A 19,684-nucleotide genomic window follows, 5' to 3' on the forward strand; every position below is an offset into this window, starting at 1 on the left:
GATGAAACTCTTGATTGTGAAATTAGGAGGAAGTGTGATCACAGATAAAAGAAAACCGTTCGCCATCAAGCATACCGTTGTCAAAAGGCTGGCAAAGGAGTTGAAAGGGGTTCCGGGGCCTCTTGTCATAGTGCATGGGGGCGGTTCCTTTGGACACCCTTTAGCTCTGAAGTACAGGATTGCTGATGGATATCGTGAAAAGGACCAGCTCATGGGAGTTTCTCTCACCCATCTGGCCATGGAAAAACTGAACAAATATTTGATCGAAGCCCTGCAGAAAGAAGGCATACCTGCGATTGCCTTTCAGCCCTCAGCCTGCGTTCTATCTTCTGATGGCCGGATTAAATCTATGGAGCTTGGGCCGCTGAGGAGGATATTGGCGCTGGGGCTGGTCCCCGTTCTCTATGGCGATGTGGTCTTTGATGTTAAAAAGGGCTTTAGCATACTTTCTGGGGATCAGCTGGTCTCCTATCTGGCGAGAAAGTTGGGTGCTACGCGGGTGGTGTTTGGAGTTGATGTTGATGGGGTTTACACGTCCTGTCCTAAAAGAAATGACCGGGCCGAGTTGTTGCGGGTGATAACTCCATCTGACGTGAAGCTGGTGGCTTCTATGGAGAAAGATGAAACCGGCGACGTGACGGGGGGTATGCAGGCCAAGGTGCGGGAACTGCTCGAGCTGGCAAAATTTGGCGTAGAGGCGGAAATAGTAAATGCAGCCAGAGCCAATGTTCTTAAGGAAGCGCTTCGGGGTAAAAGAGGTCTGGGGACAATAGTAACTGGGGGTAAATAAATTGGCAGATAAAACCAGCGGCAGGAAAGATGATCATATAAAAATATGTCTCAAAGAAGATGTTGAAAGCATCCTTAAAGACACGGGATTTAATGACGTAGAGTTGGTGCACAAAGCCTTGCCTGAGATGAATTTTGGTGATGTTGATCTCACGACTAGCTTTCTCGGTTTCAAACTCAGCGCCCCCATCATGATTGCTTCGATGACTGGGGGGAGCGCGCAGGGGAAACGATTCAACACTATTCTAGCTTCCGCCGCTCAGGAGTTGGGTATAGGATTTGGGGTCGGCAGTCAGAGGGCAGCGATCGAGAACCCCAAATTGGCCGACACCTTTAAGGTGAGATCTGTGGCACCTGATGTTTTTCTGGTGGGCAACCTCGGGATGGCGCAGCTAGCCCAAGGCTATGGTGTCGCCGAAGCGCGAAGGGCAGTTGAGATGATCGATGCTGACGCGCTTTCCATCCACATGAATCCGTTACAGGAGTTGGTTCAGCCGGAAGGTGAACCCAGATATCGGGGCGCTTTGGAGAAGTTCTCCAAGGTCTGTGATAGTTTAGATGTTCCAGTTATTGCTAAAGAAACTGGCTGTGGAATAAGCGCTGAGGTGGCCAAGGAACTTGTCGAGGCCGGAGCTTCAGCCGTTGACGTCAGCGGCGCTGGAGGCACTTCGTGGGCGGGCGTGGAAGCTTTAAGGGCACCCTATGGTTCTGTTGTTGGGATAACCTTCTGGGATTGGGGCATACCCACCGTCGTTAGCACTGCGGAGGTTTGTATGGCGGTCAGCGTGCCGGTGATATCAAGCGGTGGCATCCGTTCGGGGCTCGATGCGGCAAAGGCTTTGGCGCTAGGCGCCGATCTGGTGGGAATTGCTTTACCAGTTCTTCGAGCCGCACACGATGGTAAAAAAGCGGTCATTAGCTTTCTCAACGACTTCATGGCGGAACTCAGGGCGGCGATGTTTTTGACTGGGTGCAAACGAGTAGCAGACCTGCGCAGAGCCGGTTTAATAGTAACCGGAAGAACATGGGAGTGGCTCACAGCTCGCGGCTTCAGTCCGAAGAGATTGGGGAGGCGAAGACAATGAGCGTTGAAGTGCTTCCCATCGGCGGTTTAGGTGAAGTGGGTAAAAACATGACGGCGCTGGGCTTCGATGGAAACTACATCATCGTTGATATGGGGATAAGACTGGACAGCATCATGGCCTTTGAGGAGGCGGAGATAGGAAAGATGAGCCGGGAGGAGCTAATCAATATTAACGGCATCCCTGATGATAATATCCTCCACGGGCGAAAGGTTAAGGCAATTATCCTTACCCATGGTCATCTTGATCACATTGGTGCTGTGGGGAAGCTGGCCTATGCCTACAACGCCCCCATCTACGGAACCCCCTTCACGATTGAGTTGACCCGAAGACTATTGCGTGAGGAAAGCGGGGTCAAATTAAAGAACGAGCTCATCACAATTAATCCAGGGGACTCGATAAGAACCCATGGAATTGATATTGAGTTCATTAACGCCACTCATAGCATCCTGCACACGGTCTTTGTTTTGGCTAAACGAGACGGTGACTCGGTGCTTTTTGCTAGCGATTTCAAGTTGGATGAACAACCTCTGCTGGGGGAGAAAACCGACTTAGCTAGGTTGAGACGTTTGGCCAGTGAAGGTCTCTTGGCTGCCTTGATTGGTGCGATTAGACTGGATGAGCCGGGACCGACAAAATCAGAGGCGCATGCCCGCCAGATGCTAAAGGAGGTAATGGGTGAAGCTTGTTCCAATAATGGTCTAGTTATCGCCACGACCTTTTCCTCCCACATCGTCAGGTTGAAGTCCATTGTGGACCTTGCGTTTGATATTGGCCGCACCCCCGTTCTCGTTGGCCGTTCGCTACGGAATTACTGCACAGCCGCGATGGATCTGGGCTTGGTGGACTTTCCTCCTGAGCTGAGCATTCACGGGCGTCCGAATGCGGTGTACAATTTGTTGAGGGAGATAAACAAGTCCCGTTCTGATTATGTGCTTGTTTGTACGGGACACCAAGGGGAGCCCACTTCGGTGTTGTCAAAGATAGCGAACGGCCAGCTGCCTCTAGATATCCGTGATGGTGATGAGGTGATCTTTTCTGCCAGCGTTATACCTAATCCAATAAATGAATCCAATCGGGAGCTACTCGAGACTAAACTGATGGCAAAAGGGGCCCACATTTACCGTGGCGTGCACGTTTCTGGACATGCGGGCAGGGTGGATACTGCCGAGTTCATAGAGACGATTAAACCTGACCATTTGATCCCATGTCACAGCACCTTTGACAAGCTTCGATTGTTGTTTGAACTTGGCCGGGAACTTGGATATGATGACAACAGGCTGCACCAGCTCAGGAATGGTACTTCCCTAATTTTGGGTGATTGATGTGGATGTATTGAAGTATCTGGAAGAATGTGCGGCTTTGGTTGAGCCTGAGATCAATCGCTGGATACCAAGGGAGGTTCAGCCTGAGGTGTTGGTCAGGGCCATGCGACATTTGATTGAGGCCGGCGGAAAAAGGCTGCGCCCCTGTTTGACTATGACTGCCTGCGAAGCAGTTGGTGGTAAAAAGGAGGACGCAATCGAGACAGCCGCTGCTTTGGAGCTGTTTCACAACTTCACCCTGATTCACGATGATATCATGGATCACGATGAGTTCCGAAGGAACGTTAAAACCGTACATGTCATCTGGGGTGAGCCAATAGCGATAATCGCTGGGGATGCGTTGTTTGCTAAGGTTTTTGAAGCAGCAGCGGCAAATGCCAGCCGGCTTGGGATGAACTTGGAAAGAACGGTGGAACTGTTCAACACATTGAGCAGGGCGAGCTTTGAGCTATGTCAGGGACAGGTGCTTGACATGTTGTTTGAAAAACGTGATGACGTCACCGAAGAGGAATACATGCGGATGATCAGTGGCAAGACTGGGGCCCTTACTGAAGCGGCCACAAGGGTCGGTGCCCTGTTGGGAAATGCCTCGAGAGAAAAAATTCAAGCGCTTTCCAGTTATGGTCGGCTGATTGGGGTGGCTTTTCAGATGCAGGATGATCTCTTGGGAGTCTTGGGTAAGCAGGAAAAGTTTGGAAAGCCCATAGGCAGCGATATAAGAGAAGGAAAGAGAACATTGATAATTGTAAAGGCCCTCACCTCAGCCCCGGAACGGGAAAAGAGAATTTTATTGAAAGCTTTTGGAAAGAGCAATGCGACTAATGAGGAGATTCGTAAGGCGATAGAAGTTCTGAAAAAAGTTGGGGCCGTTGAGTATGTCGCCGAGAAAGCCCGCAAAATGGTTGCTAAAGCAAAAATGAAACTGAAAGTTCTGCCTGACTCAAAGGCTAAGGAGGCGTTACTTGGGATTGCTGATTTTGTTGTTGAACGGGAATTCTGATAGTTTTGGCCCAGATTTTTCCCAAGAAACCTAAAGGGGGTAAATTGGTGGAAGAAATTAAAAGGACAGTGCTGAGGTGGACATTAGCCAACGCGACCGAGCATGGGGGAAAGGCTAGCTCCAAAGCAGTCATGGGTAAGATACTTGCCGAATTGCCGGGCTGGAAGTCGAGAATCGTAGAACTCTCGATCCTTGTCGATCAAATTGTTGATGAGGTTAACAGAATGAGTCCTGAGGAACAACAGTTTCAGATAAAGAAGGTTGGCCTCCCTGAGAGAAAGTCGGAGGAGAGGCGTGGACTGCCGGATCTGCCTAGTTTACAAGAGTACAAGACAATTGTGACTAGGTTTGCCCCTAACCCCAATGGTCCCTTGCATATCGGGCACATCAGGGCGGCACTTCTCAGTCACGAATATGCCCGGCGTTATCAAGGAAAGTTCATCCTGAGATTTGAGGATACTAACCCTGAAAACGCGATGCTGGAAATGTATGAATTCATAAAGCGTGATTTGAGATGGCTGGGTCTCAACTGGGATGAGGAATACTATCAGTCAGATCGCGTTGAAATCTACTACCACCACGCCGAACAGCTTATTAAAAGTGAAAAAGCCTACGTGTGCGATTGCGATGTCGAGATTTTTAGAAAGCTTCGTGATTCAGGTCAGCCGTGTCCCTGCCGTGGTCTTTCCGCTTCCGAGAATTTAATTAGATGGCAAAAAATGCTTGCCGGCGGTTATACGGAGGGAGGAGCCGTTGTTCGAATAAAAACAGATTTAAAACACCCCAATCCAGCGGTTCGTGATTGGCCAGCGTTGCGAATCGTCAAAGCCCCTCACCCGAGGGTCGGTAAGAAATATCCTGTTTGGCCCCTCTATAATTTTTCCGCAGGGATAGATGATCACCTTATGGAAGTGACTCATGTTATCCGGGGCAAGGAGCATGAGGTAAATGAAGAGCGCCAGCGGATTATGTATGAACATTTTGGATGGAGATATCCGACCGCGGTTCAGTACGGTCGACTGTCGATGCCCGGCGTCGAACTGAGCAAAACTCAGACGATGGAAATGATCAGAAGTGGTCGGTTGTCTGGTTTTGACGATGTTAGGCTTGCGACCATAGCCGCTCTGCGCAGACGCGGGTTTCTGTCGGCCGCCATAAGGCAGATGATTTTTGACATTGGACTTACCCCTGTTGATGCCTCCTTGAGTTGGGAAACTCTTTATGCGTACAACAGGAAAATTCTGGATCCAATCGCCGGTCGTTATTTCTTTGTGGCAAATCCAGTTAAATTGCTTGTTCGTGGTGGACCTAAGTTGAAGGAAGCCAGATTGCGCTTGCACCCGGGCAAGCCGGAGATGGGGGAACGCGTGCTTCCGCTGAGTTTTGAAAATAGCAGCTTAGTTTTTTACATCTCTAGAAGTGACGCTTCTGTTTTAAAAGTTGGAGATACCTTTAGGCTGAAAGACCTGATGAACGTTAAGCTTGAGAGCATGGACTCGGTGTTTGGGGCATCATTTCACAGCTTGGAAGTTATGGACGTGCCAAAGTTCCAATGGGTTTCTGGAGGAGCCGTTGTCCTCGAGGTGATTAAGCCAGATGCATCGGTGGAAACCGGGCTTGCTGAGCCTTCCGTGGCAGCTCTGAAGGTCGGCGATATCGTTCAGCTGGAGAGGTATGGTTTCGTTAGAATTGACTCAACGATACCGAAATTGACTGCCATATATGCGCACAGATGAGTGTTGAGCTGGGTTTTGGTCCGCTAAATTTTAAAAATCGGGATACAACACTCTTTTAACGGCAGCCTGCATAATAAAAATTACCAAAAACCGTTGAATGATGAGGTCTAAACTGAAGGAGGTGTTTGGAGTGGCCAAACCGATATATGTGCGCTTCGAGGTCCCGAAGGAGCTGGCGGATAGAGTATATGGGGCGGTAGAGGTCGCAAGGGATACAGGGAAGCTCAGAAAAGGGACCAATGAAGTTACTAAAGCCATAGAACGCAAGCAGGCAAAGCTAGTTGTGATAGCTGAGGATGTTGAGCCAGCTGAAATAGTGGCCCATCTCGTTCCACTTTCTGAGGAAAAAGGAATTCCATATGTATACGTTCCGAGCAAGCGGGAGCTGGGTGCCGCCGCCGGTCTGGAAGTTGGTTCATCGGCTGTTGCCATAGTCGATGCCGGACAGGCGGCAAATGCGGTGAAGGACATAATCGAGAGCATCAAACAGCTTAAGAAGTGACGATAATGCCAGTCGAAGCAGACATGGGCTTTCCAGCAGAAGTTATCGAGATTCGTGCGCGTACCGGTGTCACCGGCGAAATAATGCAGGTTAGGTGCAGGGTGCTGGAAGGTCGTGATAAAGGCCGAATCATAACGAGGAATGTGAAGGGCCCGGTTAGAGTGGGCGACATTTTGATGCTTAGGGAAACGGAGCGCGAGGCCAAGGAGATAAGGGTGCCTTAGATGCCGGTGGCGAGAAAGTGTTCCTTCTGCGGCGGTCGAGTTGAGCCAGGCTCAGGGCTGATGTTTGTGAAGCGTGATGGTTCCATATTATTTTTTTGTTCTAGCAAATGTAGGCGCAACTTTTCCTTGGGACGAAAGCCAGCTCATCTGAAATGGACTCAGAGATCGAAATCCGGTGGTAAGGGTTGAACGAGCAGACCTTCGTGATGATAAAGCCGGACGGGGTCAGAAAGGGACTGATCGATGAGATAATCTTCCGTATCCAGAGAGCCGGATTAAAGGTAGTTGCGCAGCGTCGTTTGAAAATGGATCGGGGGTTGGCTGAAAGGCTTTATTCTGTTCATAAAGACAAACCATTTTTTGAGAGATTGGTGGATCATGTGCTTTCAGGTGAGGTCGTGGTTATGCTCGTGGAAGGGGAAAATGCAGTTTTAAGGACGAGGGAGCTGATAGGGGCAACAGACCCCGCAAAAGCCGCGAAGGGAACAATACGTGGTGATTTCGCCTCCAGCGTCACTGAAAACATCATTCATGCGGCAGATTCCCCTGAAAACGCCAGACGTGAAGCTTCGCTATTCTTTTAGTTTATCCCATAAATCGAGAATTTGCTGGCAGCTGGTATTTTTTGACTTGTAGTTTTAGCCTCCAGCCAAAGGTACAACTCTAATGACTTTTTTCTTATCGACATTGACAAATCCAAAATTTTTAGCATATAACTTATTTCCTATTACGCAAACACCCTCGCCCGGGATGTACTCGCCTTTTTTCGCCAGTTCCATTCCAGGCGATACCCAAATATAGTCAGTTTCCGACTGGGGCGGCCTGCTCAGCTTTAATGTTTTTTTGGGTCTCATCAATTAAAGCTTCATTATTTTTTATAAGACCTTTTTCATTCTAACAGAATTAAAAATAGGTCTGATGCTTTAAACTAGTCAGCATAAGATATTCTGGTGTTTAAGATGCAGAAGCCCAGAGTCAGACAGCCGTTGATAGCGGTGCTGGGCCATGTCGACCACGGCAAAACATCTTTGCTGGATGCCATCAGAGGAACCAGAGTTGCCGCTAGGGAAGCCGGTGCGATTACTCAGCACGTTGGAGCCAGCGAGATACCTATAGATGCAATTAGGAAGATTTGCGGAAAACTTCTGGAGAGGCTTAAGATAGAGCTTACTCTGCCTGGTCTTCTTTTTATCGACACACCGGGTCACGAAGCTTTCACCAATCTTCGCCGGAGAGGCGGCTCTCTTGCTGATCTCGCCACCCTTGTTATTGATATCAATGAGGGGTTTATGCCCCAGACGTTGGAATCTTTGACAATTTTAAGAACATACAAGACCCCCTTCATGGTAATCGCCAATAAGATAGATCTAATTCCTGGTTGGAAAGCGATTCCTCGTGCCTGTTTTTTGGAATCCTTTGCGAAACAACGCCCCGAGGTTCAACGTACACTGGATGAAAAAGTTTACGAACTCGTTGGGAAGTTGCACGAGCTAGGATTTGAATCTGAGAGGTTCGATCGGGTCAGCGATTTTCGCAGGCAAGTTTCTATAGTTCCCGCTAGCGCCAAGACTGGTGAGGGCATTGCGGAGATTTTAACCATTTTATCCGGACTTGCACAGAGGTATTTGGAGAAGGAGCTGATGGTTGAGGTGACCGGCCCTGGGCGAGGAACTGTTCTTGAAGTGAAGGAAGAGGTTGGGTTGGGTAAAACAATAGATGTGATAATATACGACGGTGTGGTGGCAAAGGGTGATCTTTTTGCGGTGGGCGGTCTGGATAAGGTGATCACTTCCAAGGTCAGATGCCTTCTTCAACCCAAGCCTCTTGATGAAATCCGAGATCCAGAGGATAGGTTCAATCAGGTTGAAATGGTTTACGCCGCCGCCGGGGTCAAGATTGCCGCGCCGAATCTTGAGGGAGTAGTGGCTGGTGCGCCTTTTTTAGTGATTAAAGATATAGCGGCGGCGGAAAAACTGTGGCAGGAAATGCAGCAGGAGCTGGAGCGCGTCAGGATAATTTCCGATGTAAATGGCGTGGTTTTAAAGGCCGATGCTTTGGGCTCTCTTGAAGCTCTAGAGGGCCAGCTAAAGGCAAAGGGAATACCGATTCGCAAAGCCGATGTCGGCGATGTTTCTCGGCGGGATGTTATTGAAGCAGCCACGGTTGGCAAGAGTGATCAGCTTCTGGCTGTGGTGTTGGCCTTTAACGTCAAGGTCTTGCCAGACGCCGTCTCCGAAGCCGAACGCGAGGGTGTTCAGATACTCCGGGATAATGTGATCTACAGGTTGCTGGAACAGTACGAAAGTTGGGTGAAGAAAAAGAGTGAAGAAGTTAGGGCGAATCGCTTGCAGGGATTCGTCAGGCCTGGAAAAATCGTCATCAAACCCGGCTATGTTTTCAGGCGTAGCGATCCAGCCATAGTAGGAATCGATGTTTTAGGCGGCGTCATTAGGACAAAGGCTCCGTTGATGAATAAGGAGGGCAAGTCGATCGGGTCCATCCGTGAGCTGCAAAAGGACAAGAAACCTATTCAAGAAGCAAAGCTTGGCGATGAGCTGGCTGTCTCCATAGATGGGCCAATGATCGGGCGCCAAGTTCAAGAGGGAGATGTTTTATATACAGATGTACCAAGAGACCATGTGCTCGCACTGAGGAGAGATCTGCGTGATCTCCTTTCGGGTGATGAGCTTTCGGTGCTTGATGAGATAATCGCCATCAAGCAGAAAACAGATCCAACCTATGGAGTGATGTGATGCCGTTCAAAATGGTGGTTGCAGACCCGAAGACGGGGAGGAGTTATAAGCTGGAGGCTCGAGAGCCGGAGGCCCGCAAATTGATCGGATTTAGGATTGGAGATAAGTTCGATGGTGGGGTAGTGGGATTACCCGGCTATGAGCTTCAGATAACCGGGGGTACCGATCGAGATGGATTCCCAATGCGTCCAGACATTGCAGGTTCGGGGCGGGCCAGTGTTTTGCTGGCTAGAGGACCGGGTTTCTCACCAAAGAGACCCGGTGAACGCCGTAGAAAGATGGTGCGTGGCTCCAGAGTTTCTGAGGACATCGTACAGCTCAACGTAGTGATAACGAAGTGGGGTGAAAAGCCCGTTGAGGAGATAATTCAGCCTAAGGAGACAAAGCAGGGCTAACCGGTAACGGATTAAAATCACTGTGTTTTTAATGTGGGAGGAAAACTTGAACAAGGTGGAAAATGCCCCAAGCTGAAGTCAATATAGGTCTTGTGGGTCACGTTGATCATGGCAAGACGACGCTGACGGAAGCGCTTTCGGGTATCTGGACAGATGTTCACAGCGAGGAAATACGCCGCGGGATATCGATTCGCTTGGGTTACGCCGACACCTCTTTTTATAAGTGCAAGGAATGCGACCGGTACACGACTAAGGAAAAATGTCCTTACTGTGGTGGTGCCACCCAGTTCCTGCGCCGTGTTTCTTTCGTTGACGCTCCAGGTCACGAGATGCTGATGGCCACCATGATCTCAGGTGCTGCGATAATGGATGGTGCCATATTGGTTGTGGCGGCAAACGAGACTTGCCCGCAGCCGCAGACGAAGGAACACTTGATGGCATTGGATATAATTGGTGTGAAAAATATCGTTGTGGCTCAAAATAAAGTCGAGTTAGTTTCGCGCGAAAAGGCTCTTGAGAACTATAAGCAGATAAAAGAGTTCTTGGCGGGGACCCCAGCAAAGGATGCACCGATAATTCCCGTTTCAGCAATTCACAGGGCCAACATAGATAAGCTGATCGAGGCCATTGAAAAAGTGATTCCGACTCCAAAACGTGATGAGACCAAGCCAGCTCGCATGTATGTGGCTAGGTCTTTCGACGTTAATCGTCCGGGGACGAGGCCGGAGAATCTCCGCGGCGGTGTCGTGGGAGGGTCTTTACAACAGGGAAAGCTCAAGGTTGGAGATGAAATAGAACTCAAACCAGGCATAAAGATAACCCGGGAGGGCCGGACAGCCTGGCAGTCTTTAGTTTCAAGGGTGGTTAGCCTGCATGCGATGGACAGCCCCCTGGAGGAGGCCAAGCCGGGCGGGTTAATCGGCGTTGGCACTCTGCTGGATCCCTCACTAACAAAGGGCGACTCACTCGTGGGCTCGGTTTTGGGCCTGCCTGGGTCACTCCCTGAAGTTCTCACCTCGCTGGAGCTGGATGTCAATCTTATGAAGCGCGTCGTTGGTTTGGAGGAGGAGTTGGAAATAAAGCCTCTAGTTACCGGCGAGGTTCTCATGTTGAATGTAGGCACGACCATGACTGTAGGTACAGTCGTAAGTGCAAGAGGAGATAAAGCTACAGTCAGGCTCAAGTTGCCGGTGTGTGTGGAAATCGGCGCGCGGGCAGCCCTGAGCCGCAGGATTGCCGGCAGGTGGCGTCTTGTTGGGTATGGTATCATCAAGTGACGGAAGAATTCTTCAGGTAATTGCAGATACAAGTTTTCTCATGATTCCGGGTATGTTCGGGATTGACGTTTTTAGAGAACTAGATAGACTGCTTGATCGTTCTTATGAACTTCTGGTACCCAGCCCAGTGGTTTCGGAGCTCGAGAGGATCTCTAGGCAGGGTAAACCTAAAGAGAGATTGGCAGCAAAACTGGGCCTTACCTTAATCAAGCGCGGTTCTGTTATCGATGTCGGAGGAGAGGCGGATGAGTCAATAGTTAAGCTTGCTACGGAGAGGAAATGTATGGTTGGGACCTCCGACTTGGACCTCCGAAAGAAACTTCGTTCCCGCGGGATTGACGTAATCTATTTAAGGGGTAAGTCACACCTTGCTTTAAATAGTCATTTAGGGTGAAATCTTGTCGCTGGAAATTTTGCCGTTGTTGGCAGCGATGGCAGCAATTGCGGTGGCGGCTATATCGGCACGCGTTGTTTTGAAAGAAGATCAAGGTTCCCAGCGGGTCAGGGAGATCGCTGGCGCTATACAAGAGGGTGCCTCGGCCTTTTTGAGAAGGCAGTACACCACCATTTGGATTGTGATTATCATCATTGCCGGACTTCTTTTTGTTGCCCCTGGCTGGGGTTGGCAGGCGTCCCTCGTCTATGTGGGGGGGGCGCTATCATCAACCGCAGCTGGTTTCATAGGGATGTCCATCGCCGTTAGAGCCAACTCCCGGACAGCCACAGCCGCACTCACCGGCATCAGCAAGGCTTTAAAAGTTGCTTTTCGCGGCGGGCTGGTAATGGGTATGTCAGTAGTTGGCATAGGTTTGCTTGGCATCTTTTTGTGTTTTTCTTGGCTGGGCAATCCAACCTTGGTTCTCCCTTACAGCTTCGGAGCCAGCACGGTTGCGCTGTTCGCGCGCGTTGGCGGCGGGATTTTCACCAAGACAGCCGATGTTGGTGCAGATTTAGTAGGTAAGGTTGAGAAGGGCATACCTGAGGACGATCCGAGGAACCCAGCTGTGATCGCTGACAACGTAGGCGACAATGTTGGTGATGTTGCTGGGATGGGGGCCGATCTTTTCGAATCATATGTTGCCAGCACTGTGGCGGCGATGATAGTGGGTCTGGTTACCTATGGTTCTAATGGGATTCTGTTACCCCTGCTGATATCCGCTTTGGGAATAGTTGCCTCGATAATCAGCGTTCCCTTTGTTCGCGTCCGCGAGGGTAAAAACCCGAGCTATGCTCTAAACACCGCGACGATAGTTTCGGTTGTCGTTACGGCCATCTTTGCTATTTTAATCTCCTCAAATATTTTCGGCTGGGCAATTGGGTGGAAGTTATTTATCGCCGTTTTGGTCGGGCTGATCTCCGGTCTCGTCATTGGCCTCACCTCAGATTACTTCACCAACAACCTCCACAGGCCGTCCCAGCTGATAGCTGAGTCGGACCAATCGGGAACCGCTATTGGAATACTGACTGGATTTTCCTACGGGCTGGTTAGCACCTTTCTACCCATCATTTCAATAGCGGTGGCGGTGGTGATTGCCTTCATCGCTGCGGGTTTCTATGGGATTTGTCTGGCAGGGGTTGGAATGCTTGCCGTTACTGGTATTGTGGTTGCATCTGACGCCTATGGCCCAGTAGCCGACAATGCCGGCGGAATTGTAGAGCAGTCGGGTATGTCCGAGGAAGTCAGAAAAGTGACTGACTCTCTCGACTCGGTGGGGAACACCACAAAGGCGATATGCAAAGGTTTTGCAATAGGTTCGGCCGCGCTGACAGCGGTGGCACTGTTTGCGACTTATCAGGAGGTTTCTAAAGTTTTGAGCTTGGATCTGTTGAATCCAAACGTGATGGCGGGGGTCTTCATCGGCGCCGGCGTCGTGGCACTTTTCTCCGCTTTAGTGATTTTGGCTGTAGGCAGGAATGCCTTTAAGATGGTTGAAGAGGTCAGAAGGCAGTTCAAGGAAATACCAGGGTTGATAGAAGGCAAAGCCAAGCCAGACTACGCTAGGTGTGTTGACATTGCTACAAAGGGAGCATTAAAGGAACTGATGGGTCCGGGCGTGCTGGCTTTGGCAATACCGATTGTAGTCGGCTTGGTGCTGGGCAAGGCCGCATTAGGTGGCTTCTTGGCGGGCAGCATCGTTACTGGGCTCATTTTTGGTTTGCTCATGGCCAATGCCGGCGGTGCTTGGGATAATGCCAAGAAATATATTGAGATGGGCCACTTCGGTGGTAAGGGCACTCCCACACACGCCGCCGCTGTAGTCGGCGACACTGTCGGCGATCCTTTCAAGGATACTGCGGGACCTTCGCTGAATATTCTGATAAAGCTGATGTCGATGGTTGCTCTGATCGCGGTGCCGATGTTGTTAATGTAGCTTGACTGTTATTTTTATTGAAGATGAATGAAAACACTTTTTTTCAGGGGTGAGGTTGGTTTAGAGTTTATAAGGAAAAAGAGGGTAAAGAATAGAGGTGCCGGGGTGGCCTTCGGCTTTTACTCTGGCGTCAAAACTAGTAGGTTTAGGTGGAATCGTGTATAAACTCCTGACGATTGAAGACACTGTCCGTGTGCCGCCAAATAGGTTTTCCGAGAAGCTAGAGGATGTTGTTTTGGACATTCTGAGGAAAAACTATGGCGGAATCACAGATAAGGATGTGGGGATGGTCTTGGTGGTCACGAAGGTATTGGATATCTCCATAGGCCGCATTATAATGGGCGACGGCGCCAGCTATCACGACGTTACTTTTGAGGCCTTGGTGTACAAGCCGGAAATAAATGAAATTGCAATGGGTGAAATAGTGGAAATAGTTGAGTTTGGCGCTTTTGTCAGGCTAGGTCCAATTGATGGGCTGGTTCACGTTTCCCAGGTGATGAACGATTTTGTTGGTTATGATAAAAAGAAGGGAGTTCTCTACGGAAAGGAGTCCAAACGTTCGGTGAAGGAGGGGGATAAGGTCAGGGCACGCATAGTTACCGTCAGTCTCAAGCGGGGAACAAAGGCTGGAAAGATCGGCCTTACCATGCGCCAGCCGGGGCTGGGCAAGCTTGAGTGGATTGAAGAGGCTAGGAAGGAGGCTAAAGCTTGAAGTTGCTTGCCTGTCGCAACTGCAATTATATCACTGAGTCCAGCACCTGTCCCAACTGTGGCGGTGCCTCACTCTCTGAAGATTGGGCAGGCTATGTGATAGTACTGGATGTTGAGGGCTCGGAGATAGCTAAGAGGCTCAACATCACCAAACCGGGAAAATATGCCTTGAAAGTTAGGTAAATCCTATTCAGAGCATAATTTTTGAGGCGTGAATTTTCGCCAGCGACAGAATTTTTTTATGAAAATTTGATGAATGATGTTTTGACGTGAGGTGGCTTTGTCAAATACTCCAATTAAGTTGTGTTCGCTGAGACATAACTTTCGTTTTGGTTAGCCCGACAACCTGTGTTGCGTTAGATGGCTTACTTTTCCTAACAAGTATTTTCAGTCTGCTTTTAGTGATTTTCCCCATCTCACAGTTCACTAGTTCTCGTTCGGCTGTTGTGATCTCAAGACCTGCGGCTTCCGCAGTTGTCGGCTTATCCTCCACCTAATAGCGTTTTCCAGATCCGCTAAATATTTACTCCAAATCGATTTCAAAGACAGAGACCGGATGTTCTAATTCGAAGCCGATGATTACCTCAGGATGCAGCTCCCCAACAACACCGATTTTTTTGCCCTCAGTGAGGAATTCTGCAACTCTGCCATCAATGAAGCTGGGGTGCGAAGAGGCTTTTACCTCCCATCTTTTTCCAAGTTCCCTGAGTACCGCTTCCGCGGCGGCTTTTATATAAGTAAACCCAAAGCCCTCGCCTGCAACTGCCGAGGCCGCTCTTCTCACATTTCTGGCCCCAGTTTCGGATTTTTCATCAAGCAACACCACATCACCGATCTCAAAAATTTTTTGTGGCAGCGGGTTTCTGCGGTTTTTCTTCAGTACCAACAACAAGGACGGAATCAAGGAATCCCTAAGTATCGTGTACTCTTCGGAAATAGGGTTGGCTATTTCTACGGCTTCCCCCTTCAACCTCATAAGGTCAAAGTTGACTTTGGGATTGGTCAGCGTGTAGGTCATCACTTCCATAAAATTCAATCCGGTGAGAACCCGCCTCGCTTTTTCGCTGATTTTTTCAATAGGTGCACGTTCTCCGATAGTTAAAACCTTCGGAAGCGTTGGCTCAAGCTTGTCGTATCCGTATCCTATTGCTATGTCCTCAATGATATCTATTTCGTGCATGATGTCGCAGCGGTAGGGCGGAATTAGTAGTCTCAGCTTGGCCCCGTTGATTTTTTCCACCCCGTAACGCATTGCCATCGCTAGTTTAGCGATCTGTTTTGAGTTGAGATCGATACCTATAGTTTTCTTCGCATTGCTGACGTTGAGGTTCAATTTGCTTGGCTTTAAGTTCGGGGTAGTGACCCGCCTCTTAGGATATTTTACCACAACGGTTTCTAGGGTAAATCCTCTTTCCCCCAATCCAGCCATAATTATCGTGAGTGCTTGGTTAACGGCTCGCTCGTCATGTCCGGTAACGTCGATAAAGAGTGAATCCGTTTTTTCAGTCACCCGCGTGTCCTCACTGTTGATTATTGGGGGCAGAGATAGCACCGTTCCTCGTCCGTCGATCAACAGCGGATATCTTGGCAGCCCCTGAAGCAAAGACCCGTATTCAATCCCTTTTGGATGCTCGTGAAGTATTTCCATAGGGGTAAGCTCGCGCCCGAAGTCAAGCGGCAAGAAGCGGATGCCTTCCGGTGTTGTGGTGGTGTATATCACATGAGGGGCGATGGTTTTGAGATCATAGATGCCGATAGATGCTTTTTCTCGTTTTCTGCCCAGCGATGCGTGCAGTTTTTCTTGAACCTGCATAATTGAGGCGACAATGTCGTCTGTCATTTTTACGTTGCTAACGGCACCGGCGGCTATAAACGGTCGAATCGATTCAACGCTGGGGTCGACTTCAACGGTGATGTTTGATGGCTTGGTTCTGTATCTTGGTAGGCCGGTTTCAATACGGAGAAATCCCTTAAGGACCCTAGCGACCCCCTCGCAGCTCAAGAGATCAGGACGATTGTGGGCGATTTCTATTTTAATCTCGTCACCATTTGCTTCAGCTTCCATCCCCAGCATCCCCAGCCGCTCGCAAAGTCTGTCGATCTCAATAGTTTTACCAAGCAGGCCGCAGAGATCACGGTAGCTGATGCTGATGGATGGCACTAGATCATCCTCCTCGCTTGAAGCCAGCTGATGTCGTTGTTGTAAAGGTCCCGGATGTCGTCGATACCAAGCCTTATCATGCTCAGACGCGAGAATCCGATTCCCCAGGCTAGAACGGGATATCGGATGCCAAGTGGGCGAAGAAGTTCTGGCCTGAACATTCCAGCTCCCAGCGCTTCCAGCCACTCTCTCTTCTCAGGGAAGTAAACGTCCGCCTCAACTGAAGGTTCAGTGTAGGGGAAGTAGCCGGGCCTGAATCTTATTTTGGGCAAACCGAGCTTGACCATGATTTGCTTCAGATAGCCGAGCATGTCGCGCAGCGTGAGGTCCTTATCCATAACTATCCCTTCGGCTTGATAGAATTCTGCCAAATGTTTGTAGTCGATCTTTTCATGTCTGTAGACCCTATCGATACAGAAGACCTTTATGGGTGGATCAGGATGTGTTGAAAGATATCTGACGGTGGCAGCGGTTGTTTGCGAGCAAAGCACGGTTCTGTGACTAATCTCGGTGTTGAACTTATATCCCCAGCCGGTAGAACCCGCTACGCCGCGCTCATGTGCTTTAGCCACACGGTTTAGTAGGTCAGGGGGAGGGAGATGGGCCCGTTTTGGTTTTGCTAGAGAAAAGCTGTCGTGAATTTCTCTGGCAGGATGATTTTGGGCTTGGAACAGGGCATCGAAGTTCCAGAACTCCGACTCCACTATCCTGCTTTTTATTTCCACGAATCCCATTTCTAAGAGAATCTCCCGAAGCTCGTCGATTATCTGTTGTAGTGGGTGCGCTTTTCCCGGGTAGATGGGGACTCCAGGTGCGACCACATCATATTTTTTCAACCTGACTTCTCGCCATCTACCGCTCAATAGCATCTCTCGGGTCAGTTCACTTACCTCTTCAACTAGCTCAATACCCATTTCAAGTGTTTGTCTGCCAAGATCAGATAGTTTCAATTCTCGCCTGATCTCTTCTTTTATTTCCACCAATTTTCTTTCTTTGAGTAAGCGCAGCAGTTCTCTATTCTCCTCAGAGAGTTCCTCCAAATCATGTTCCTTGGAGGCGAGCGATTCAAGCAATTTCTCATCAGCGGATATTTGGGTGAGAGCCTTTTCCCCACCTTCAGTAATTTTCAAGAATGTTTTTCCATTTTTTTTGACGAAGTTAATCCAACCCCGTCGCTTGAGCCAAGTGATTGCGATATTTTTCAGTTCTGCTTCCAAGCCAGCGCGGTTGGCTGCTTCTTCCACGGTGGCACAGCCAGATTCGGAAAGCGCCTGCAGCATTCTTCTCTCGGGAAGGCCACGGCGTGCGTAGTCATGACCTTCCGGAGTAAGCGTAATTTTTGATATTTTTTTCTCATCAATTTCCACCAAGCCCATTTCAGAGAGACTGAGAACGGCCCGCATGATGGTGGCTTGGTCAAATCCCGTTAGCTGAGCCATTCGTTCGACCGTGGAAGCACCGCTCACCTGCGCCAGCCCAAGCATCAGCTTTTTTTCATGGAAACTCATTTTTTCAATGATTTTTTCCAAGTTCATTTTCAGTATCCCTCAGAGAAACAAGGAAAGTGGGAGTTATGAGGATTGCGGATGGGGGTATACCGCGTCAAACCATGGTATTCTTTTTCGTGGAGGTTTTGGTTTAAAGGCTAAAAGGAGCCCTTTAATTGATATGGGTGAGGCTGGGAGCCTGAAAAAATTGGGTTTTGTGGTCAATCCCATCGCAGGCATGGGTGGAAGGGTCGGCTTGAAGGGCACAGATGGTCCGGAGATTCTGGCCAGAGCTCGCGAGTTAGGTGCCGAGCCGGTGGCGCCCATTAGAGCAGTAAGATTTTTGCATGCACTTAAAAAGTTCTCATCCGAGTTAATGATATTGAGTTATCCTGCTGAGATGGGCGAGAATGAGGCCAAAGAGGCGGAATTGGAGCCGAGAGTCATCGGGAGGATAACGTCCGGCAGTACCACATCGGAGGACACCAAACGGGCGGCTCGGGAAATGCTTGCGGAAAAGGTTGATCTCTTGGTTTTTGCAGGAGGTGATGGCACCGCTGCGGATATCCTTTCGGCAGTTGATTCCAAGGTGCCGATCTTAGGGGTGCCCACCGGGGTTAAAATGCACTCGGCAGTATTTGCCAATACACCCGAAGCCGCAGCCGAGGTTGCCGCGCGGTTTTTACTCTATGGATTGCCACTTCGCGAGGCGGAAGTGATGGACATTGATGAGGATGAGTTTCGCAAGGGCCGGTTGGTTGCAAGATTGATAGGTTATGGCATGGTGCCCTATGAACCTATGATGGTCCAGTCCACGAAAGAGGGAAGCACGGGTCATGAACTGGCCGATCAGAAGGCAATCGCCCGCTGGGTAGTTGAGATGATGGAAAAGGAGCACGTCTACATACTCGGCCCCGGAACCACCACCCGGGCGGTTGCGGAAGAACTGGGGATTTACGATTCAACCCTGCTGGGAGTTGATTTAATTGAAGATTACCGGCTTTTGGCTAAGGACGTTAATGAAGCCATGATTTTGGATGCCATCAGGAACAAACCAGCGACGATAATCGTTAGCCCCATAGGAAGGCAGGGGTTTATTTTGGGTAGAGGAAATTTACAGCTCTCCCCGAGGCTGTTGAGGAAGGTGGGTAAAAAGAACCTTTGGGTACTTTCAACTCCCCAAAAACTGGCGATCACACCCACGCTGAAGGTCGACACTGGTGATGTTGACCTCGATGAGGAGTTTCGTGGTTATATCAAGGTGATCACGGGCTACAGACAGTCGAAGATGGTGAAAGTGGTCTGAATGAATTTCCCCCCTAAAAAGCAGGTTTATAAGCCGGTGGCCGGTGAAATATTTAACTTGTAATTGGTTTTTGGAAGTGTGAGAATGATTAATAAGAAAACGACCAAGGAACCGACCAGCCCTCGAAAGCTGATGGAGATAAGGGTCAGTGAGGTTATGAACAAAAGACCGCGCGTGGTTTACGAAGATACTTCCATCGATGGTCTTTTGGAGAGAATCCTTGGGCAGATAGAGGACTGTTTTCCTGTCGTCGATAAGGATTTCAGGCTGGTGGGCATAGTCACGGAGAGCGATCTCTTTCAGGTACTTTATCCACAAATCCCTTCAAAGACCGTAGGTAGCGCAAAGATAAGGGAGATTCTTAAGTATTCAGCTAAAACTGTGGGTGATATCATGACGAGACGCCCGATCAAGATCACGCCCGAAATGACCCTTGGCGAGGCCATGGGGATAATGGCGTCTCACAAGTTAAGGCGACTGCCTGTTGTCGAGGGCGATAAGTTAGTTGGTCTTTTGTCACTAAGGCACATAATCGAGCTTTATCGAATCATCAGGTAGGTTGGT

At 49.5% G+C, this 19,684-nt stretch carries 21 protein-coding genes; 18 read left to right on the top strand and 3 right to left on the bottom strand.

What is annotated here, in order from left to right; genetic code table 11:
• Nucleotide 1: 1 nt before the first annotated feature.
• The 9 genes from QXT02_RS02470 to ndk all read left to right on the top strand — a co-directional run bounded on the left by QXT02_RS02470 (nucleotide 2) and on the right by ndk (nucleotide 7,242).
• Nucleotides 2–790, top strand: a complete 789-nt coding sequence (locus QXT02_RS02470) for an isopentenyl phosphate kinase (RefSeq protein WP_342811743.1) — start codon at nucleotides 2–4, stop codon at nucleotides 788–790.
• Between the two features lies 1 nt (nucleotide 791).
• Complete coding sequence (gene fni / locus QXT02_RS02475; protein ID WP_342811744.1) at nucleotides 792–1,874, top strand: type 2 isopentenyl-diphosphate Delta-isomerase; 1,083 nt, start codon at nucleotides 792–794, stop codon at nucleotides 1,872–1,874.
• Nucleotides 1,871–3,196 carry an MBL fold metallo-hydrolase gene (locus tag QXT02_RS02480; RefSeq protein ID WP_342811745.1) on the top strand — a complete coding sequence of 442 codons (1,326 nt, stop codon included), beginning with the start codon at nucleotides 1,871–1,873 and terminating at the stop codon, nucleotides 3,194–3,196. The genes fni and QXT02_RS02480 overlap by 4 nt, the downstream gene beginning before the upstream one ends.
• 1 nt (nucleotide 3,197) lies before the next feature.
• Complete coding sequence (locus QXT02_RS02485; protein WP_342811746.1) at nucleotides 3,198–4,196, top strand: polyprenyl synthetase family protein; 999 nt, start codon at nucleotides 3,198–3,200, stop codon at nucleotides 4,194–4,196.
• A gap of 47 nt (nucleotides 4,197–4,243) precedes the next feature.
• Nucleotides 4,244–5,932 (top strand): glutamate--tRNA ligase, encoded by a 1,689-nt coding sequence (locus tag QXT02_RS02490; RefSeq protein ID WP_342811837.1) that lies wholly within the window; start codon nucleotides 4,244–4,246, stop codon nucleotides 5,930–5,932.
• A 130-nt stretch (nucleotides 5,933–6,062) separates the two neighbouring features.
• The gene (gene rpl7ae, locus QXT02_RS02495; RefSeq protein WP_342811838.1) at nucleotides 6,063–6,434 is read left to right on the top strand and encodes a 50S ribosomal protein L7Ae; all 372 of its coding nucleotides are present in this window, start codon (nucleotides 6,063–6,065) and stop codon (nucleotides 6,432–6,434) included.
• 5 nt (nucleotides 6,435–6,439) lie between these two features.
• Nucleotides 6,440–6,658 carry a 30S ribosomal protein S28e gene (locus tag QXT02_RS02500; protein ID WP_342811748.1) on the top strand — a complete coding sequence of 73 codons (219 nt, stop codon included), beginning with the start codon at nucleotides 6,440–6,442 and terminating at the stop codon, nucleotides 6,656–6,658.
• Nucleotides 6,659–6,847 carry a 50S ribosomal protein L24e gene (locus tag QXT02_RS02505; RefSeq protein ID WP_342811749.1) on the top strand — a complete coding sequence of 63 codons (189 nt, stop codon included), beginning with the start codon at nucleotides 6,659–6,661 and terminating at the stop codon, nucleotides 6,845–6,847.
• Nucleotides 6,844–7,242, top strand: a complete 399-nt coding sequence (gene ndk / locus QXT02_RS02510; RefSeq protein WP_342811750.1) for a nucleoside-diphosphate kinase — start codon at nucleotides 6,844–6,846, stop codon at nucleotides 7,240–7,242. Before QXT02_RS02505 ends, ndk begins: the two co-directional genes overlap by 4 nt.
• 54 nt (nucleotides 7,243–7,296) lie before the next feature.
• On the opposite strand, the gene QXT02_RS02515 is transcribed toward ndk, so the two are convergent.
• The gene (locus QXT02_RS02515) at nucleotides 7,297–7,512 is read right to left on the bottom strand and encodes a hypothetical protein (RefSeq protein WP_342811751.1); all 216 of its coding nucleotides are present in this window, start codon (nucleotides 7,510–7,512) and stop codon (nucleotides 7,297–7,299) included.
• A 105-nt stretch (nucleotides 7,513–7,617) separates the two neighbouring features.
• Between QXT02_RS02515 and infB the strand changes: the two genes are divergently transcribed.
• The 7 genes from infB to spt4 all read left to right on the top strand — a co-directional run bounded on the left by infB (nucleotide 7,618) and on the right by spt4 (nucleotide 14,349).
• Nucleotides 7,618–9,411, top strand: a complete 1,794-nt coding sequence (gene infB, locus QXT02_RS02520; RefSeq protein WP_342811752.1) for a translation initiation factor IF-2 — start codon at nucleotides 7,618–7,620, stop codon at nucleotides 9,409–9,411.
• Complete coding sequence (locus QXT02_RS02525; protein ID WP_342811753.1) at nucleotides 9,411–9,806, top strand: 30S ribosomal protein S6e; 396 nt, start codon at nucleotides 9,411–9,413, stop codon at nucleotides 9,804–9,806. Before infB ends, QXT02_RS02525 begins: the two co-directional genes overlap by 1 nt.
• A 62-nt stretch (nucleotides 9,807–9,868) precedes the next feature.
• Nucleotides 9,869–11,083, top strand: a complete 1,215-nt coding sequence (locus QXT02_RS02530) for a translation initiation factor IF-2 subunit gamma (RefSeq protein ID WP_342811754.1) — start codon at nucleotides 9,869–9,871, stop codon at nucleotides 11,081–11,083.
• Nucleotides 11,067–11,477 (top strand): PIN domain-containing protein, encoded by a 411-nt coding sequence (locus QXT02_RS02535; RefSeq protein WP_342811839.1) that lies wholly within the window; start codon nucleotides 11,067–11,069, stop codon nucleotides 11,475–11,477. The genes QXT02_RS02530 and QXT02_RS02535 overlap by 17 nt, the downstream gene beginning before the upstream one ends.
• Nucleotides 11,478–11,481: 4 nt before the next feature.
• Nucleotides 11,482–13,455, top strand: coding sequence for a sodium-translocating pyrophosphatase (locus QXT02_RS02540; RefSeq protein ID WP_342811755.1), 1,974 nt, complete (start codon nucleotides 11,482–11,484; stop codon nucleotides 13,453–13,455).
• 157 nt (nucleotides 13,456–13,612) lie between these two features.
• Nucleotides 13,613–14,167, top strand: a complete 555-nt coding sequence (locus tag QXT02_RS02545; RefSeq protein ID WP_342811756.1) for a DNA-directed RNA polymerase — start codon at nucleotides 13,613–13,615, stop codon at nucleotides 14,165–14,167.
• The gene (spt4, locus tag QXT02_RS02550) at nucleotides 14,164–14,349 is read left to right on the top strand and encodes a transcription elongation factor subunit Spt4 (RefSeq protein WP_342811757.1); all 186 of its coding nucleotides are present in this window, start codon (nucleotides 14,164–14,166) and stop codon (nucleotides 14,347–14,349) included. Before QXT02_RS02545 ends, spt4 begins: the two co-directional genes overlap by 4 nt.
• A 340-nt stretch (nucleotides 14,350–14,689) precedes the next feature.
• On the opposite strand, the gene pheT is transcribed toward spt4, so the two are convergent.
• Nucleotides 14,690–16,327: a phenylalanine--tRNA ligase subunit beta gene (gene pheT / locus QXT02_RS02555; RefSeq protein WP_342811758.1), complete on the bottom strand. Its 1,638-nt coding sequence runs from the start codon at nucleotides 16,325–16,327 to the stop codon at nucleotides 14,690–14,692.
• Complete coding sequence (locus QXT02_RS02560; RefSeq protein WP_342811759.1) at nucleotides 16,327–17,862, bottom strand: phenylalanine--tRNA ligase subunit alpha; 1,536 nt, start codon at nucleotides 17,860–17,862, stop codon at nucleotides 16,327–16,329. Before QXT02_RS02560 ends, pheT begins: the two co-directional genes overlap by 1 nt.
• A 133-nt stretch (nucleotides 17,863–17,995) precedes the next feature.
• Here QXT02_RS02560 and QXT02_RS02565 point away from each other — a divergent pair, with 133 nt between their 5' ends.
• Together QXT02_RS02565 and QXT02_RS02570 are read left to right on the top strand one after the other, a co-directional pair.
• On the top strand, nucleotides 17,996–19,120 hold the full coding sequence (locus QXT02_RS02565; RefSeq protein WP_342811760.1) for an ATP-NAD kinase family protein: 1,125 nt from the start codon (nucleotides 17,996–17,998) through the stop codon (nucleotides 19,118–19,120).
• A gap of 84 nt (nucleotides 19,121–19,204) precedes the next feature.
• A complete protein-coding gene (locus tag QXT02_RS02570; protein WP_342811761.1) occupies nucleotides 19,205–19,678 on the top strand; it encodes a cyclic nucleotide-binding/CBS domain-containing protein in 474 nt (157 codons plus the stop codon).
• Nucleotides 19,679–19,684: the final 6 nt, after the last annotated feature.

The organism is Hadarchaeum sp. (SeqCode) (assembly GCF_038871235.1).
Lineage (GTDB): Archaea > Hadarchaeota > Hadarchaeia > Hadarchaeales > Hadarchaeaceae > Hadarchaeum.

Bases quoted from the DNA above. Each gene is read 5' to 3' on its own strand.
- QXT02_RS02470 (WP_342811743.1), top strand. From the start codon at position 2: ATGAAACTCTTGATTGTGAAATTAGGAGGAAGTGTGATCACAGATAAA.
- QXT02_RS02480 (WP_342811745.1), top strand. From the start codon at position 1,871: ATGAGCGTTGAAGTGCTTCCCATCGGCGGTTTAGGTGAAGTGGGTAAA.
- QXT02_RS02500 (WP_342811748.1), top strand. From the start codon at position 6,440: ATGCCAGTCGAAGCAGACATGGGCTTTCCAGCAGAAGTTATCGAGATT.
- QXT02_RS02505 (WP_342811749.1), top strand. From the start codon at position 6,659: ATGCCGGTGGCGAGAAAGTGTTCCTTCTGCGGCGGTCGAGTTGAGCCA.
- QXT02_RS02515 (WP_342811751.1), bottom strand. From the start codon at position 7,512: ATGAGACCCAAAAAAACATTAAAGCTGAGCAGGCCGCCCCAGTCGGAA.
- infB (WP_342811752.1), top strand. From the start codon at position 7,618: ATGCAGAAGCCCAGAGTCAGACAGCCGTTGATAGCGGTGCTGGGCCAT.
- QXT02_RS02525 (WP_342811753.1), top strand. From the start codon at position 9,411: ATGCCGTTCAAAATGGTGGTTGCAGACCCGAAGACGGGGAGGAGTTAT.
- QXT02_RS02530 (WP_342811754.1), top strand. From the start codon at position 9,869: ATGCCCCAAGCTGAAGTCAATATAGGTCTTGTGGGTCACGTTGATCAT.
- QXT02_RS02535 (WP_342811839.1), top strand. From the start codon at position 11,067: ATGGTATCATCAAGTGACGGAAGAATTCTTCAGGTAATTGCAGATACA.
- QXT02_RS02560 (WP_342811759.1), bottom strand. From the start codon at position 17,862: ATGAACTTGGAAAAAATCATTGAAAAAATGAGTTTCCATGAAAAAAAG.
- QXT02_RS02565 (WP_342811760.1), top strand. From the start codon at position 17,996: ATGGGTGAGGCTGGGAGCCTGAAAAAATTGGGTTTTGTGGTCAATCCC.
- QXT02_RS02570 (WP_342811761.1), top strand. From the start codon at position 19,205: ATGATTAATAAGAAAACGACCAAGGAACCGACCAGCCCTCGAAAGCTG.